Source organism: Flavonifractor sp. An112 (assembly GCF_002161085.1).
Classification (GTDB): Bacteria; Bacillota; Clostridia; order Oscillospirales; family Oscillospiraceae; genus Flavonifractor; species Flavonifractor avicola.
Genome location: NZ_NFLU01000010.1, coordinates 46,331 through 64,053, shown reverse-complemented (window position 1 = coordinate 64,053; position 17,723 = coordinate 46,331). Strand labels below are relative to the sequence as shown.

Sequence of the window (17,723 nt, the reverse complement as noted above, 5' to 3'; positions counted from 1 at the left end):
GTGGGACAGGACAGCCTTACCCTGAGCAGGGGATAGGGTTGTCCTTTTGCGCGTTCCACACATTTTGAACATTGGAGTTGATGATTTTCCTATGCCTGACAGTTCAAGTTTAACCATGATTGTGATTCTGATCCTGCTCGTGATTCTTTCCGCCTATTTTTCCGCAACGGAGACCGCATTCACCTCTCTGAACCGCATTCGCCTGAAAAGCAAGGCGGACGCCGGCAATCGCAGGGCCGCGTTGGCTCTCAAGCTGGTGGATCAGTATGACAACCTGCTGTCTACCATCCTGGTGGGCAACAACATTGTCAACCTGTCCGCCTCCTCTCTGGCCACCGTGTTCTTCACGGAGGGCCTGCGGCTGCAAAATGGTGCGGTGATCTCCACCGCCGTCATCACCATTGTGGTGCTGGTCTTCGGCGAGGTCTCCCCCAAGAGCCTGTCCAAGGAGTACCCGGAGAGCTTTGCCATGTTCTCCGCTCCCATTATGCGCATCCTGATGGTGATCCTCACCCCGGTGAACTTCCTGTTCAGCCTGCTGAAAAAGCTGCTGTCCAAGGTGTTCCATAAACAAGGCGACAGCGGCATCACCGAGGAGGAGCTGGTGACCATGGTGGACCAGGCCGAGAGTGAGGGTGGACTGGACCAGCACGAGAGTAAGCTCATCCGCTCTGCCATTGAGTTCAATGACATGGAGGTGGATGAGATCCTCACCCCCCGTGTGGATATTGTGGCGGTGGAGGACACCGACTCCATGGACGATATTGCTCAGGCCTTTGCTGAGAGCGGCTACTCCCGTCTGCCGGTGTACCATGAGGACATCGACGACATCATCGGTGTGATCCATGAGAAGGACTTCCACGCCGCCCGCTATCGTGGTCAGACCGACGTGAAAGCCATCACCGGCCCCATGCTGTACACAACCGGCAACACCAAGATCTCCGAGCTGCTGCGTATTCTCCAGCGGGAGAAGGCCCACATGGTCATCGTGGTGGATGAGTACGGCGGCACCGAAGGCCTGGTGACCCTGGAGGACATCGTAGAGGAACTGGTGGGCGAAATCTGGGACGAACACGACGAGGTCATCGAGGAGTTCAAAAAGCAGGAGGACGGCAGCTACCTGATCTCCTGCTCCGCCGATCTGACCGATCTGTTTGATCTGTTTTCTATCAAGGGCGAGTGCGACGCCAACACCATCTCCGGCTGGGTGATGGAGCAGATCGGCCGTATTCCCGAGGAGGGAGACCACTTTGTCTCCGACGGGCTGGATGTCACCGTTACCAAGGTGGATCACCGGCGGGTGCTGGAGATTCGGGTGGAAGTGCTCCCCCAGCCGGAAGAGGATAAAAAAGAGAAGGCGAAGGACCAGTGAATCAGGCAGATTTGAATTTGGCGGTTACCCTGCGCCATGAACTCCACGCCCATCCGGAGCTGTCCGGACAGGAGACATGGACCAAGGCACGGCTGATGGATTTTTTACAGGAACATACCAAGTTGGAGCTGCATGACCGGGGAAACTGGTTTTACGCCCTGTATCGAGGCATGGGAGTGGGGAAGATCGCCTTCCGGGCGGACTTTGACGCCCTGCCCATGGAGGAGACCTGTGAGCTGCCCTACCGCTCCCAGTGCCCCGGCGTGGCCCACAAGTGCGGGCACGACGGCCACAGCGCTGCCCTGGCTCTGCTGGGGCTGACCCTGGAGCGCACCGGGGCGGACCGGGACGTGTACCTGATCTTCCAGCCTGCCGAAGAGGTGGGGGCCGGCGGCGAAGCCTGCGCGGCTCTGCTGAAGGAGGAGCACATCGGGGAGGTATACGCCTTCCACAATATGCCCGGCTATCCTCTGCATACACTAGCTCTGCGGAAGGGTACCATGAACTGCGCCTCCAAAGGCGTGACTTATCGCTTTGAAGGGGTGTCTACCCACGCCAGCACCCCGGAGCTGGGCCGTAACCCTGCCCAGGCGGTGGCTCGGATCGTAGGCGCCCTGCCGGGACTGACCCGACAGGAGGACCACCGGGGCCTTGTAATGGCCACTGTGGTCCAGATAGCTGTGGGAGAGCCGGCCTTTGGCATCTCAGCTTACCGGGGGGCGCTTCTGCTCACCCTGCGGGCCCAGTACCAGGAGGAGCTGGACGCCCTGTCCCAACAGGTGACCGATCTGGCCCGCCAGGCGGCGGAGGAGGACGGCCTGACCCTGACCATAGAGGAGCAGGATGTGTTCCCTGAGACTGCTAATCACCCCGCCGGGGTGGAACGGGTGGAAAAGGCCGCCCAGGCCCTGGGCTTGCCGGTGGTGGAGATGGCCGAGCCCATGCGGGGCTCGGAGGATTTCGGATGGTATCTCCGCCAGGCGGAGGGGGCCATGTTCCTGCTGGGGGACGGGGAGGACCATCCGCCGCTCCACAGAACGGATTTCGATTTCCCGGATGCGCTGCTGGGAACGGCTTGCGCTCTGTTCCAAAAACTGATCTGAAAAAAGCCCTGCGACATTGCCGCAGGGCTTTTGTTATTCCGTTCGGGTTCGTGCCCAGTAGGCTGCCATACTCTCACCGGGCTGTCCGGTGACCTCCTGGGAGAGGTAGGCTTTCAAGTCTTCGGGCGGTGTCCAGGCCAGAGCAGAGGCCTCGTCGGGAAACTCCACTTCAGCGTAGAAGAAGCCGGTTTCCAGGTGGGGGTCTACCGAGTTGACCTCCAGCGTAAATCCGCCGGGCAGGGGATAGCGGTGCTGCTCCTTCTGGATCATGGGCTTGCCAAGCATGGCCTTCAGACGCTGATAGCGATCCCGATCTACTGAGATCTCGATCTCCTCCCGCACCAGCCCGGCTCCTCCTTTGAAGCATAGGACATAGGCGGTAGTGCCCCCTTCAAGGGCCTCCTCCCGGATGCGGATCGCGGGACGGGTAGAAAAATAGCCCTGTTCCATATAAAAGGTAGCGGCGGGGGACAGGTTGGGCCAGTCCTGCACCAGCCAGCGGCGTTCAATTTCCATAGCAGCGCCTCCTCAGATGGGCAGAGCAACGATGGCAGGTACCAGAACGGGCACCGCCAGGGAGAGTACCACGCCGGAAGTAAAGGAATAGATGGTGATACGCTCATGGGTGGCTCCCACCACCACCGGCAGCACTGTGTCCATGGCGGCGGCGCCGGGGAGGGCGGCACACTCCACATAGCCCACATACCGGGCCACAAAGGGAATGGCCAGGATGGAGAAGATCTCCCGCATCACATTGGACAGGAAGGCCACTGCCGATACCGACAGGGAATAGGGAGCCAGCAGAGTGGGGGCCAGGGAGTACCAGCCCATGCCGGCGGAGGCGGCCATAGAGTCCTTGATGCCGAGAGGGAGAAAAAGACCAGCCAGAGCGGCAAAGACCAGAGTACCGGCGCACACTGCCACCGGAACCAGCAGCACCTGGAAACCGGCGGTCTTGATGTCGCTGACAAAGGTGCCCTGCTTGCCCATATCCATACCTACCATAAATAGAAGCAGGTAGAGGCCGAAGTTGATGACGGTACCGCAGTGGGCGGTGACGGCGGGGGGAAATACAAAGCGGCCGGCCAGCATACCCAGCACTACCGCAATGACGATCCATTTGGTGAGGGAGTTGTCCGCCTTGCCTGCGGAGTGGGCAGTATCTTCACCGGTCTGGTTGCTGCCCCGGGGCAGACCCACATGGTTCAGCTTGAGGACGAACCGGCGCAGTAGGGTAAGAAAGAGGATGGAGCCAAACATAGCCAACACGGTAATGAGCAGCGCGGCCAGACCGATCTGGCCCAGAGAGGCAATGACCTCATCATTGGCGCCCAGATTGACGCCCAGGGTAACAATCAGAATCATCAGAGCTACAAATTGCAGCTTGCCCACCCATACCAGGGGACGACTGCGTACCCCGGGCCGGGAGCCGATCAGTGCGCCCAGAATTACCAGCGCAATGTAGATCGCCAGATTGCTCAGGGTGCTGAGTGTAGTGCCCATAGAAGTACATCCTTTCTGAACCATAAAATGTGAGAAAAAACGCGGAAACAGGCAGCAGGGCCATTCTAGCATATCTCCTATGGAAAGTCCACCCCTGAACGACAGCGGTCAATAAGTGAAAGTCAACTCGCATTTTTAAAACTATTTAGTTTGTGAAGGATACTAAAGTTATAAGATCTGCCCTAATATTCTGGATATAATTTCATGATTTGCACAAAAAAAGGGAAAGAATTTTGGGGGGCGTGCTCCATTTTTCACTTGCATCTGAAGTTTAAATGGGTTATAGTTTGGTTGAGCAAAAAAACTATTTGGGCAAAAAAATTTTTGTGAGGTGATTGGAATGGGTACACCAAAAACAAAGAACTCTGATACCGTATTTCAATGGAACGGTATCCCCCAGCCGGGTCAGCTGATCCCCCTGGGCCTCCAGCACGTGGTGGCCGCGGTAGTGGGTATCATTACGCCTGCTATTCTGGTTGCCAACACCTGTGGTCTGAGCGAAGCAGAGAAGACCCTGATGATTCAGGTCTCCCTGATCCTGACCGCCCTTGCCACTCTGCTCCAGCTTTTCCCCATCTTCCGGCGCATCGGTGCCGGCCTGCCCGTTATCATGGGCATCAGCTTCGCATACATCCCCACCCTGCAGGCGATTGGAACGGAATTCGATATTGCCACAATTCTTGGCGCCGAGATTATTGGCGGTTGTGTGGCCATTGTTTTTGGCATCTTTGTCAAGTGGATCCGCCCCCTCTTCCCGCCTCTGGTCACCGGTACCGTTATCTTCACCATTGGCCTGTCTCTCTATCCCACTGCGGTGCGCTATATGGCTGGTGGTGCCGGCACCCCTGAGTTCGGAACTCCGAAGAGCTGGCTGGTAGCCCTCATTACCTTGGCGGTGGTGTTTATTCTCACCAACTTCACCAAGGGTATCTTCAAGCTGGGTGCCATTCTCATCGGTATGATTGTGGGTTACTTTGTGGCCATGGCCCTGGGTATGGTGAATTTCTCCGGCGTGGAGACCGCTCAGTGGGCCGCGCTGCCCCAGTTTATGCCCTTTGAGATCAAGTTTGTCCCCGCTGCTGCCGTGTCTTTGGGTATCGTGTATGTGGTTAACGCGGTGCAGACCATCGGCGACCTGTCCTCCACCACCATGGGCGGCATGGACCGGATGCCCTCCGATCGCGAACTGTCCGGCGGTATCATTGGCCAGGGCGTTATGAGCATCCTGGGCGCCTTCTTCGGCGGCCTCCCTGCTGCTACTTACAGCCAGAACGTGGGTATCGTTACCGTCAACAAGGTCATCAACCGGGCGGTCTTTGCTCTGGCTGCCGGTATCCTGTTGGTGGCCGGTCTGATGCCCAAGTTTGCCTCCCTGCTCACCACCATTCCCCAGAGCGTCATCGGCGGCGCCACCATCTCGGTGTTTGCCACCATTACCATGACTGGCATCCGCATGATCACCGAGGGCGGCTTTACCCCCCGCAAGAGCTCCGTGGTAGGCCTGTCTGTGGCTCTGGGCGTTGGTATCACCCAGGTGTCCGGCTGCCTGGCCGGCGAGGGCTTCCCCACTTGGGTCAACACCGTGTTCGGTTCCTCCTCCGTGGTAGTTGCCACCATCATGGCCATCATCCTCAATCTGGTCCTGCCCAAGGACAAGGAGAGTAAATAAACCAAAGACAATAAAAGGCCCGGCTCCCTGGGGAGCCGGGCCCTTTCCTAGGATCATTCCTTAGCTTCATCAATGTAGCTGTACAGCGTATACTTGGAGATTCCGAAGAACTTGCATACTTTGTCGCCGCTTTTGGTGATAAGGAAGGCGCCGGTGTCGTTCAGGAACTGAATGGCCTTCACCTTGTCTTCCTTATTCATCAGCGCCACAGGCTTGCCCACGATCTTCACGCTCTGCTCCATCAGCTCATCCAGCAGATCGGAGACATTGCGGGAGATGGGCTCGGGCTCCTTCTCCTCCCGTTCAGTGGCGGTGAACTGCTTGAGCGCAGTCTCCATGGCCAGCATCAGGGTGATATCGTAGTTGATGCCGAAGATCCCGATGGGGGTGCCGTCGTCATCCCGGATGTAGATGGTGGTGGACTTGAGGATCTTGCCGTCCTTGGTGCGGGTTAGGTAGCACAGGTGATCCTGCAGCTGGTCCTGATTGCCCCGCAGGGCCTCCAGGACCACATGAGACGGTCCATCGCCCACCTTACGTCCCGTAACCTGCCCGTTTTCAATGGCGACGATGGAACTTTCCGGATCGTTGGTGGCCAGGTCATGAACCACCACCTCGCAGTTGGGACCAAACTGGCTGGCGATCCCTTTGGCCAGTTTGAAGAGGAATTGCAGGGTAGATGCTTCTGGCACGTAGATTCCCTCCTTTCAGAGTCTGCGCCAGAGCGGCAGGCACCCCCGGAGGAATGGGCACCAAAGGTCACCGATTCAGCGGCAGACGGTAAAATATATCTCTATCATTTTACCACATTTCAGCTCAGATTCAACTCATTTTGCGGACCTAAAAAATTTTTTGTTTTTCTAACAAAAGTATTGCATATCCGTGCGAAGTGTGGTAACATAAAAACAACGAGAGAATGAAACTATGCAAGATGCACAAATTTCCATATAAAAAGTTGTAGCTGCAACGGAGTGCTTTCGCGCACGGGCTGGATGGACATGGAATTCGGCTGGGTTGCGGATGCAACCTAGAGAAGAACGAATTTGTACTGTCCATTCCACCAGGAATGGGCAATTTTTTTACGGAGAAAAAGAACGAAATTTAAAGGAGGAACTTACTATGCTGCTGGTCGGTAATGGCAGACTCATCACCCGGAGCGAGGAGCTCCCTTATCTGGAAGACGGCGCCGTTGTTCTGGACGGCGAGGTGGTCAAGGAGGTCGGCTCCCTGGCCGACATGAAGGCCAAGTATCCCGATGCCGAGTTCGTGGATGCCAAGGGCGGCGTCATCATGCCCGGCCTTATCAACGTCCATACTCACATCTATTCCGGTCTGGCCCGGGGCCTGTCCATCAACGGCTTCAATCCCACCAACTTCTTTGAGGTGCTGGACGGCCAGTGGTGGTACATCGACCGCCACCTGACCCTGGATGGCACCCGCGCCTGCGCCTACGCCACCATCCTGGACTGCATCCGGGACGGCGTGACCACCATTTTTGATCACCACGCCTCCTTCTGTGAGATCCCCGGTTCCCTCTTTGCCATTAAGGACGTGTGCAAGGAGCTGGGTATGCGCGCCAACCTCTGCTACGAGGTGTCCGAGCGTGACGGCCAGGAGAAGTGCGATCAGTCCATTCAGGAGAACGCCGACTTCGCTAAGTGGGCCAAGGAGCAGGACGACGACATGATCAAGGCCATGTTCGGCGGCCACGCCCTGTTCACCATCTCCGACAAGACCTTTGAGAAGATGGTCAAGGCCAACGACGGCATGACCGGCTTCCACATCCACGTGGCCGAGGGCATGAACGACGTGTACGACTCCCTGCAGAACTACGGCTGCCGCCCCATCAACCGCCTGCTGTACAACGGCATCCTGGGCGAGAAGACCATGCTGGGCCATTGCATCCACGTCTCTCCCGCCGAGATGGACATCATCAAGGAGACCAACACCATGGTCTGCCACAACCCCGAGTCCAACATGGGCAACGCCGTGGGCTGCTCTCCCGTGCTGCAGCTGTACAACCGGGGCATCCTCATCGGTCTGGGCACCGACGCCTACACCCACGATATGCTGGAGAGCCTGAAGGTCCTGCTGCCCATGCAGCGCCACAACGTCTGTCAGCCCAACGTGGGTTGGTGCGAGGCCACCGGGATGCTCTTCCAGAACAACGCCAAGATCTGCTCCCGCTACTTCAAGAAGCCTCTGGGCGTGCTCAAGCCCGGCGCCGCTGCCGACGTGATCGTGATGGACTACAAGCCCTTCACTCCCTTCTCCGACGCCAACATCGATGGCCATATGCTCTTTGGCATGATGGGCAAGAACTGCCGCACCACCATCATCAACGGCAAGGTGCTGTACAAGGACCGCGAGTTCGTGGGCATTGACGAGGACAAGATCAACGCCTGGTGCATGGAACAGGCCAAGAAGCTGTGGGGCGAGCTGAACCACTGCACTTACTGAGCACGGCACAGGTTGATCTTGTCCTCACCAAGGGTTTTGCCTCCGGCAAAACCTTGATGCCGGGGCGATTCATTCGCCCCGAGCAGATAAAAGGGATCGGGGGCCCCGCCCGGCCGGTCCGGGTGGGGCCAAGATCAACGCCTGGTGCATGGAGCAGTCCAAGAAGCTGTGGGGCGAGCTGAACCACTGCACTTACTGAGAAAAGCCCAAAAACTGAAAACAAAATGTAATTCCGAGTTATAACGATAACTGGAGGTTTTGATTATGAGTGATATTATGCGTCCCATGCCTTTTGCCCACCTGATGAACTGGATCCTCAGCGAGTATAAGAGCCAGGGTTCCATCTTCGGCGTGTCCAAGCTGGTCAAGCACACCAACGGCAAGACCCTGCCCATCTTTGAGGAGAAGATCGAGTCTCCCTACGGCCCCGCCGCCGGCCCCCACACTCAGCTGGCCCAGAACATCATCGCCGCCTACGCCGCCGGCAGCCGCTTCTTTGAGGTCAAGACCGTTCAGGTCATGGACGGCGACGAGCTGAGCAAGTGCGTCAACAAGCCCTGCATCACCGCCGCTGACGAGTGCTACAACTGCGAGTGGTCCACCGAGCTGTATGTGCCCCAGGCTTTCGCCGAGTATGTCAAGGCCTGGTTCGCCTGCAAGCTGCTGGCCAAGGAGCTGGAGCTGGGCGATCCCAACGGCTTCGTGTTCAACATGAGCGTGGGCTACGACCTGGCCGGCATCAAGAGCGAGAAAGTGGACAAGTACATCAACGGCATGATGGACGCCTCCCAGACCGAGGTTTGGAAGGAGTGCATGGACTGGGCTCTGGCTAACCTGGACAAGTTCCAGAACGTGGATGAGGCCTATGTGAAGGCCATCTCCCCCAAGGTGTCCGACTCCATCACCGAGTCCACCCTCCACGGCTGCCCCCCCGATGAGATCGAGCGCATCGCCACCTACCTCATTACCGAAAAGAACCTGAACACCTACATCAAGTGCAACCCCACTCTGCTGGGTTATGAGTTCGCCCGCAAGACCCTGGACGGCCTGGGCTTCGACTACATCGCCTTTGACGACCACCACTTCCTGGAGGACCTGCAGTGGGCCGACGCCATCCCCATGTTCCACCGCCTGATGAAGCTCACCGGCGAGCGGGGCCTGGAGTTCGGCGTGAAGATCACCAACACCTTCCCCGTGGATGTGAAGGCCGGCGAGCTGCCCAGCGAGGAGATGTATATGTCCGGCCGCTCCCTGTACCCCCTGTCCCTGTCCCTGGCCGGGATGCTGTCCAAGGAGTTCAAGGGCAAGCTGCGTATCTCCTACTCCGGCGGCGCCGACATCCACTCCATCAAGAAGCTGTTTGAGGCCGGTATCTGGCCCATCACCATGGCTACCACCGTCCTGAAGCCCGGCGGCTATCAGCGCTTCAGCCAGATCGGCAAGGAGCTGATGGACATCAGCTATGAGCCCTGGACCGGCGTGGACGTGGCCAAGGCCCAGGCTCTGGTGCAGGAGTTCGTCACCGACGCCCACTACCAGAAGCCCATGAAGCCCATCCCCAGCCGCAAGATGGACAAGAAGGTGCCTCTCATCGACTGCTTCGAGGCCCCCTGCCGCAACGGCTGCCCCATTGAGCAGGATATCCCTGCCTACCTGATGAAGGTCAACGAGGGCAAGTACGAGGAGGCCCTCCAGATCATCACCCACCGCAACGCTCTGCCCTTCATCACCGGCACCATCTGCTCTCACCGCTGCCAGGACAAGTGTATGCGCAACGCCTATGACGAGAGCGTGTACATCCGCACCCAAAAGCTGAAGGCTGCCGAGGGCGGCTTTGAGGCCCTGCTGCCCAAGCTGAAGCCCGCTGCTCCCGTGGCTGGCAAAAAGGTTGCCGTCATCGGCGGTGGCCCCGCCGGTATGTCCGCCGCCTACTTCCTGGGCCGCGCCGGTGTGGATGTGACTATCTTTGAGCGCAAGGACTCCCTGGGCGGCATCGTCCGTCACGTGATCCCCGCCTTCCGTATCAGCGATGAGGCCATCGACAACGATGTCAAGCTGATGAACGCCATGGGCGTGAAGGTGGAGCTGAATACCGAGGTCAAGAGCGTGCAGGACCTCTTCGACAAGGGCTACACCCAGGTCATCCTGGCCACCGGCGCCTGGCACAAGGGCAGCGCCGGCATGGAGTACGGCGAGGAAATGAACGTCATCGAGTTCCTGGAGAAGGCCAAGAAGGCCCCCGAGAGCCTGGATCTGGGCAAGAACGTGGTGGTCATCGGCGGCGGCAACACCGCTATGGACGCTGCCCGGGCCGCCAAGCGCATCCCCGGCGTGGAGAAGGTCTCCCTGGTCTACCGCCGCACCAAGCGCTATATGCCCGCCGATCAGGAGGAGCTGGAGCTGGCTCTGGAGGACGGCGTGGAGTTCTGCGAGCTGCTGGCTCCCGTGGGTGTGAAGGACGGCGTGCTCACCTGCCACCAGATGGAGCTGGGTGCTCCCGACGCCTCCGGCCGCCGGTCCCCCGTGGACACCGGCAAGGTGGTTGAGGTCCCCGCCTGCACCGTCATCACCGCCGTGGGCGAGAAGGTGGACACCGAGCTGTACACCGCCAACGGCCTGGAAGTGGATAACCGCGGCAAGGCTGTGGTCAACGCCGACACCCTGGAGTCCTCCGTAAAGAACGTCTACGTCATCGGCGACGGCCAGAAGGGCCCCGGCACCGTGGTGGAGGCCATTGCCGGCGCTACCAAGGCTGCCCGCGCCATTCAGGACTTCGACGTGAACGTCTATGTGGACAAGAACGTCAACCCCGACTACCAGAAGCCTCTGGCCAAGCGCGGCGACGTCTGCACCGATTGCAGCAGCTGCGACGACATCCGCTGCCTGGGCTGTGCCACCGTGTGCGAGACCTGCACCGAGGTGTGCCCCAACCGTGCCAACGTGGCCATCGCCGTGCCCGGTATGCGGATGCGCCAGATCATCCATGTGGATGGTATGTGTAACGAGTGCGGCAACTGCGGCACCTTCTGCCCCTACGACAGCCGTCCTTACAAGGATAAGTTCACCCTGTTCTGGAGCGAGGAGGACTTCGTCAACAGCGAGAACGAGGGCTTCCTGAAGCTGGAAGGCACCAAGACCCGGGTCCGTCTGGGCGGCCAGGTCAAGGAGTACGATGTGGCCGACGCCGGCTGCGGTCTGTACGAGCCCCTGCGCAAGCTGATCTGCGCTGTGTATGACAGCTACAGCTATCTGCTGAAGTAAAAGTGTAAATCGGTTCCACTGCCACCCCCCACGGCAGCGCGCATCGCCTCAGTGTTGACTGAGGCTTTGCGTGCGCGTGGGGGATAGGTGGATTGGACGATGGAATACTGACCGGGCGGGAATCCCTGGAGCCCGCCCTGTGTAAGGAGGAACCCAACATGGCACCGACCCAAAACAACCGTATCGCCATGGTGTACTGCGCCGGCGGCAGCCGGGCCAAGCGCCGGGGAGAGGCGGATCTGTCCTACCTGGATTGCAGCATGGCAAAGCAGGCCTTTGCCGACGGAGTGCTGGAGTGCGCTCAGGGGTGCCTGGGCCTGGGCAGCTGCGTGGAGGCCTGCCGTCTGGACGCCATCCACATCGGTGTCCACGGCGCTGCCGTGGTGGACCGGGAGGCCTGCGTGGGCTGCGGCCTGTGCGTGGAGGCCTGCCCCCAGGGCCTGATCCGTCTGGTGGACGCGGACACCACCATCGTGCCCCGCTGCTCCAATCAGGATGCCGGCCCCGTGGCCCGGAATGCCTGCGACGTCAGCTGCATCACCTGCCGTATGTGCGAGCGCAACTGTCCGGCGGCCGCCATTACCATGGTGGACAACCACGCGGTCATCGATCCGGAGCGCTGCATCTCCTGCGGAATGTGCGCGGTAAAGTGCCCCCGGGGCGTGATCGTGGACGCTGACGGCGTCTTTACCGTGGCTGACTTTGCATAGGAAAGAGGGACCACAGATGAGCTATTCTTTTACCGTAAACGGCCTCCTCCGTACCACCGAGGAGGATAAGCCCCTGCTGCGCTATCTGCGCGACGATCTGCACCTCTATTCCGTCAAGGACGGGTGCAGCGAAGGCGCCTGCGGCACCTGTACCATCGTGGTGGACGGCAAGGCCGTCAAGTCCTGTGTCCTCACCACCAAGAAGGCGGTGGGTAAGACCATCCTTACCGTAGAGGGCCTGTCCCACGACGAGCAGGAGGCCTTTGTGTACGCCTTCGGCAAGGTGGGCGCCGTCCAGTGCGGCTTCTGTATCCCCGGTATGGTGATGGCGGGCAAGGCCCTCATTGACCAGAACCCCAATCCCTCCGAGGCCGACATCAAGAAGGCCATCCGGGGCAACATCTGCCGGTGCACCGGCTACAAGAAGATCATTGAGGGTATTTCCCTCACCGCCGCCATCCTCCGGGGAGAGGAGAAGATCGACCCCGAGCTGGAGAAGGGCGACGTATACGGCGTGGGCGACCGGGCCTTCCGCACTGACGTGCGGGGCAAGGTGCTGGGCAGCGGCGCCTACTGTGACGACATCGAGATGGAGGGCATGGTTCACGCCTCCGCCGTCCGCTCCCAGTATCCCAGAGCAAAGGTGCTGGACATTGACGCCTCCAAGGCCCTGGAGCTGCCCGGCGTGCTGGCTGTCCTCACCGCTGAGGACGTGCCCAACAACAAGGTGGGCCACATCCAGCAGGACTGGGATGTGTTCATCGCCAAGGGCGATATCACCCGCTGTGTGGGCGACGCCATCTGCCTGGTGGTTGCTGAGAACGAGAAGGTGCTGGCCCAGGCCAAGAAGCTGGTGAAGATCAGCTACGAGCAGCTGGAGCCGGTGCGCTCCATCCAGGAGGCCATGGCCGAGAATGCCCCCAAGCTCCACCCCAACGGCAACCTGTGCCAGCAGCGCCATGTGACCCGGGGCGACGCCAAGACCGCCCTGGCCAACTCCAAGTATGTGGTGACCCAGAGCTACAAGACTCCCTTCACCGAGCACGCCTTCCTGGAGCCCGAGTGCGCCGTGGCCTTCCCCTACAAGGACGGCGTGAAGGTGTACACCTCCGACCAGGGCGTGTACGACACCCGGAAGGAGATCTCCATCATGCTGGGCTGGGAGCCAGACCGCATCGTGGTGGAGAACAAGTTCGTGGGCGGCGGCTTCGGCGGCAAGGAGGACGTGTCCGTGCAGCACCTGGCGGTGCTGGCGGCCCTGAAGGTGAACAAGCCGGTGAAGGTGAAGTTCACCCGGCAGGAGTCCATCAACTTCCACCCCAAGCGCCACTATATGGAGGGTACCTTCACCCTGGGCTGCGATGAGAACGGCATCTTTACCGGTCTGGACTGCGAGATCTACTTCGACACCGGCGCCTATGCCTCCCTGTGCGGCCCCGTACTGGAGCGTGCCTGCACCCACTCCGTGGGCCCCTACTGCTACCAGAATACCGACATCCGCGGCTTCGGCTACTACACCAACAATCCTCCTGCCGGTGCCTTCCGTGGCTTCGGCGTGTGCCAGAGCGAGTTTGCCCTGGAGTCCAACATCAACCTGCTGGCCGAGAAGGTAGGCATCTCCCCCTGGGAGATCCGCTACCGCAACGCCATTGAGCCCGGCAAGGTGCTGCCCAATGGCCAGATCGCCGACTGCTCCACCGCTCTGAAGGAGACCCTGCTGGCGGTCAAGGACGTGTACGAGGCCAACATGGACCACGCGGGCATCGCCTGCGCCATGAAGAACGCCGGCGTGGGCGTGGGCCTGCCCGACAAGGGCCGCTGCAAGCTGGTGGTGCGTGACGGCATGGTGGAGCTGTATGCCGCCGCCTCCGACATCGGTCAGGGCTGCGCCACCGTCTTCCTCCAGGTCCTCTCCCAGACCACCGGGCTGCCCCGGCTGCTGCTGCGGAACATGGGTGCCAACTCTGAAGTGGCTCCCGACTCCGGTACTACCTCCGGCTCCCGTCAGACCCTGATTACCGGCGAGGCCGTGCGTATGGCCGCCGTGGATCTGAAGAAGGATATGGACGAGGTGAACGGCGACCTGTCCAAGCTGGAAGGGAAGGAGTACTTTGCCGAGTTCTTCGATCCCACCGACAAGCTGGGCTCCGACAAGCCCAATCCCAAGAGCCATGTGGCCTACGGCTTTGCCACCCATGTGGTCATTCTGGACGACGAGGGTCAGGTCAAGGAGGTCTACGCGGCCCACGACTCCGGCAAGGTGGTCAACCCCACCTCCATCCAGGGTCAGATCGAGGGCGGCGTGCTCATGGGTCTGGGCTACGCCCTCACCGAGGACTTCCCCCTGAAGGACTGCGTGCCCCAGGCCAAGTACGGCACTCTGGGCCTGATGCGGTCCAACCAGATCCCCGATATCCACGCCATCTATGTGGAGAAGGACGAGCTGCTGCCCTTCGCCTACGGCGCCAAGGGCATCGGTGAGATCGCCACCATCCCCACTGCACCGGCTGTCCAGGGCGCCTATTACGCCAAGGATCACATCCTGCGTACCAGCCTGCCCATGGAAAAGACCTACTACAAAAAGTAAGCAACGCTCATACCCAGTTACCCAGTCACGGAGGCCGCCCAAAGACCTTCCAGGGGGCCTCAGATCAGCGGTGGAAAAACCACCGCTCTGAGGCCTCCTTTTTTGCTCTGACCGGGAAGAGGGGAGGGGGGAAAACCCACTAAAACCAGAGGGTTTGAGACGTCGCCAAAAAAATTTTTAGTATATCAATATTTTTTTCTGATTTCCTCTTGACAACTGGAAAACAAGTGGTATGATGGTCTCAGAAAACAAAAGAAAGTTTGCGAGTGCGCAAAGAAAATTTGGAGGCGAGTGTTCGATGAAAGACCAGCTCAAATGGGTCCTCAATAAAATGCCGAAGAGCGACGACAAGCAGCTGGACGTCATGTCCCTGTCCAACGTGGCCAAGGCCCGCTTCTTCCACAGCTCCTTCCCCCAGTACTCCATCACCCCCCTGGCTCAGCTGGAGGGCATGGCCAAGTACCTGGGCCTGGGCGGCGTGTATGTGAAGGATGAGTCCTACCGCTTCGGCCTCAACGCCTTTAAGGTGCTGGGCGGTTCCTTCGCCATGGCTAAGTACATTGCCAAGGAGATGGGCCGGGACGTTTCCGAGATGACCTACGACTACCTGACCAGCGAGGCCTTCCGCAAGGAGTTCGGCCAGGCCACCTTCTTCACCGCCACCGACGGCAACCACGGCCGCGGCGTGGCCTGGGCTGCTAACAAGCTGGGCCAGAAGGCTGTGGTACATATGCCCAAGGGCAGCGCCAAGTCCCGCTTTGACAACATCGCCAAGGAGGGTGCCAAGGTCACCATCGAGGAAGTCAACTACGACGACTGCGTGCGTATGGCCGCCGCCGAGGCTGAGCAGACCGAGCACGGCGTCATCGTGCAGGACACCGCTTGGGACGGCTACGAGGAGATCCCCTCCTGGATCATGCAGGGCTACGGCACCATGGCCAACGAGGCTGCCGATCAGCTCCGTCAGTGCGGCGTGAACCGCCCCACTCACGTGTTCGTGCAGGCCGGCGTGGGCTCTCTGGCCGGCGCTGTGGTGGGTTACTTCACCAACCTGTTCCCCAACGATCCTCCCAAGTTCGTGGTAATGGAAGCCCGCGCTGCTGACTGCCTCTATCAGGGTGCTCTGGCCAACGACGGCAAGCCCCGCATCGTCACCGGCGACCTCCAGACCATCATGGCCGGTCTGGCCTGCGGCGAGCCCAACACCATCTCCTGGGACATCCTCCGCAACCATGTTTCCGCCTTCATTTCCTGCCCCGACTGGGTGAGCGCCAAGGGTATGCGTATGCTGGGCGTGCCTGTCAAGGGCGATCCCACTGTGATCTCCGGCGAGTCCGGTGCCGTGGGTATGGGCGTGCTGGACGCCATCATGTGCGACGACACCTACAAGGAGCTGCGCGACGCTCTGGAGCTCAACCGCTTCAGCCAGGTGCTCATGTTCTCCACCGAGGGCAACACCGATCCCCTGAAGTTCCGTCGGGTGATCTGGGACGGCGAGTATCCCACCATCGACACCCCCCAGAAGCCTTACTAAGTTTGTGCTGACCGGGAAATGTCCCGATGAAACCGTGAAATAAATTGAAAATGGAGGTCATTACCATGGATTTTGAGAAGATCAAAGCTGCTGCCGAAGGTTATAAGGCTGATATGACCCGTTTCCTGCGGGCCATGATCTCCCACCCCAGCGAGAGCTGCGAGGAGAAGGAAGTTGTCGCCTGCATCAAGGCCGAGATGGAGAAGCTGGGCTACGATGAGGTCGAGGTGGACGGCCTGGGCAACATCATTGGCTGGATGGGCAAGGGCGACAAGATCATCGCCTTCGACTCCCACATCGACACCGTGGGCATCGGCAACATCAACAACTGGACCCACGATCCCTACGAGGGCTACGAGGATGACGAGGTCATCTACGGCCGCGGCGGTTCCGACCAGGAGGGCGGCATGGCTTCCGCTACCTACGGCGCCAAGATCATGAAGGATCTGGGCCTGATCCCCGACGGCTACAAGATCATGGTTGTGGGCTCCGTGCAGGAAGAGGACTGCGACGGTATGTGCTGGCAGTACATCGTCAACAAGTTCTTCCCCGCCAAGGGCATTAAGAAGGAGCAGGTTGAGTTCGTGGTTTCCACCGAGCCCACCGACGGCGGCATCTACCGTGGTCACCGCGGCCGTATGGAGATCCGCGTGGACGTGAAGGGTGTTTCCTGCCACGGCTCCGCTCCCGAGCGCGGCGACAACGCTATCTACAAGATGGCTGACATTCTCCAGGATGTGCGCGCCCTCAACGAGAACGACGACGCCGACTCCACCGAGATCAAGGGCCTCGTGAAGATGCTCAACCCCAAGTACAACCCCGACCACTACGAGGACGCCCGCTTCCTGGGCCGCGGCACCTGCACCACCTCCCAGATCTTCTACACCTCTCCCAGCCGCTGCGCTGTGGCTGACTCCTGCTCCATCTCCATCGACCGCCGTATGACCGCCGGCGAGACCTGGGATTCCTGCCTGGATGAGATCCGCAACCTGCCCAACGTGAAGAAGTACGGCGACGACGTGAAGGTCTCCATGTATATGTACGACCGTCCCTCCTGGACCGGCGAGGTGTACGAGACCGAGGCTTACTTCCCCACCTGGATCAACAAGGAGAACGCCGCTCACGTTCAGGCTCTGGCCGACGCCCACCACGCCCTGTTCGGCGAGGAGCGCATCGGGCCCGACGGCGCCATGCACCTGCGTCACCGTCCTCTGATCGACAAGTGGACCTTCTCCACCAACGGCGTTGCCATCCAGGGCCGCTACGGCATCCCCTGCGTGGGCTTCGGCCCCGGTGCTGAGTCTCAGGCTCACGCCCCCAACGAGATCACCTGGAAGCAGGACCTGGTTTCCTGCGCCGCCCTGTACGCTGCCGTGCCCGGCCTGTACAAGGAGGAGAACAAGACCGCTGACGTGACCCAGTTCCGCGCCGGCAAGACCAACAACGACATTAAGTAAGAAGCGCTGACATAGGCCATATGGGGCGGCGCAAGCCGCCCCTGCGGATATGAGACCCGTATCCATC

Annotated in this window: 12 protein-coding genes; 9 read left to right on the top strand and 3 right to left on the bottom strand. The window is 60.0% G+C overall.

Going from position 1 to position 17,723, the window contains the following annotated elements:
- Positions 1 to 115: 115 nt before the first annotated feature.
- Positions 116 to 1,372, top strand: coding sequence for an HlyC/CorC family transporter (locus B5E56_RS10080; protein ID WP_242958903.1), 1,257 nt, complete (start codon positions 116 to 118; stop codon positions 1,370 to 1,372).
- Entirely contained in the window at positions 1,369 to 2,475 is a 1,107-nt protein-coding gene (locus tag B5E56_RS10075; RefSeq protein WP_087389657.1) for a M20 metallopeptidase family protein, read from the top strand. Before B5E56_RS10080 ends, B5E56_RS10075 begins: the two co-directional genes overlap by 4 nt.
- A 33-nt stretch (positions 2,476 to 2,508) precedes the next feature.
- Here B5E56_RS10075 and B5E56_RS10070 read toward each other — a convergent pair whose 3' ends face one another.
- Positions 2,509 to 2,991, bottom strand: coding sequence for a hypothetical protein (locus B5E56_RS10070; protein WP_087389655.1), 483 nt, complete (start codon positions 2,989 to 2,991; stop codon positions 2,509 to 2,511).
- A gap of 12 nt (positions 2,992 to 3,003) precedes the next feature.
- On the bottom strand, positions 3,004 to 3,978 hold the full coding sequence (locus B5E56_RS10065) for a lysine exporter LysO family protein (protein WP_087187808.1): 975 nt from the start codon (positions 3,976 to 3,978) through the stop codon (positions 3,004 to 3,006).
- Positions 3,979 to 4,318: 340 nt separating this feature from the next.
- Here B5E56_RS10065 and B5E56_RS10060 point away from each other — a divergent pair, with 340 nt between their 5' ends.
- Positions 4,319 to 5,647: a uracil-xanthine permease family protein gene (locus B5E56_RS10060; RefSeq protein WP_087389652.1), complete on the top strand. Its 1,329-nt coding sequence runs from the start codon at positions 4,319 to 4,321 to the stop codon at positions 5,645 to 5,647.
- A gap of 53 nt (positions 5,648 to 5,700) precedes the next feature.
- Here B5E56_RS10060 and B5E56_RS10055 read toward each other — a convergent pair whose 3' ends face one another.
- Entirely contained in the window at positions 5,701 to 6,339 is a 639-nt protein-coding gene (locus B5E56_RS10055; RefSeq protein WP_087187810.1) for a helix-turn-helix transcriptional regulator, read from the bottom strand.
- Between the two features lie 427 nt (positions 6,340 to 6,766).
- Here B5E56_RS10055 and ssnA point away from each other — a divergent pair, with 427 nt between their 5' ends.
- From ssnA to B5E56_RS10025, 6 genes are all read left to right on the top strand, one after another.
- On the top strand, positions 6,767 to 8,107 hold the full coding sequence (gene ssnA / locus B5E56_RS10050) for a putative aminohydrolase SsnA (protein WP_087389649.1): 1,341 nt from the start codon (positions 6,767 to 6,769) through the stop codon (positions 8,105 to 8,107).
- A 264-nt stretch (positions 8,108 to 8,371) separates the two neighbouring features.
- Complete coding sequence (gene ygfK / locus B5E56_RS10045; RefSeq protein WP_087389647.1) at positions 8,372 to 11,368, top strand: putative selenate reductase subunit YgfK; 2,997 nt, start codon at positions 8,372 to 8,374, stop codon at positions 11,366 to 11,368.
- A gap of 158 nt (positions 11,369 to 11,526) precedes the next feature.
- Positions 11,527 to 12,078: a 4Fe-4S binding protein gene (locus tag B5E56_RS10040; RefSeq protein WP_087187866.1), complete on the top strand. Its 552-nt coding sequence runs from the start codon at positions 11,527 to 11,529 to the stop codon at positions 12,076 to 12,078.
- Positions 12,079 to 12,094: 16 nt separating this feature from the next.
- Complete coding sequence (gene xdh / locus B5E56_RS10035) at positions 12,095 to 14,665, top strand: selenium-dependent xanthine dehydrogenase (RefSeq protein ID WP_087389644.1); 2,571 nt, start codon at positions 12,095 to 12,097, stop codon at positions 14,663 to 14,665.
- 298 nt (positions 14,666 to 14,963) lie between these two features.
- Positions 14,964 to 16,199 (top strand): diaminopropionate ammonia-lyase, encoded by a 1,236-nt coding sequence (gene dpaL, locus B5E56_RS10030; protein WP_087187814.1) that lies wholly within the window; start codon positions 14,964 to 14,966, stop codon positions 16,197 to 16,199.
- 65 nt (positions 16,200 to 16,264) lie between these two features.
- Positions 16,265 to 17,656 (top strand): YgeY family selenium metabolism-linked hydrolase, encoded by a 1,392-nt coding sequence (locus B5E56_RS10025; protein ID WP_087389642.1) that lies wholly within the window; start codon positions 16,265 to 16,267, stop codon positions 17,654 to 17,656.
- The last annotated feature ends 67 nt before the right edge of the window (positions 17,657 to 17,723 follow it).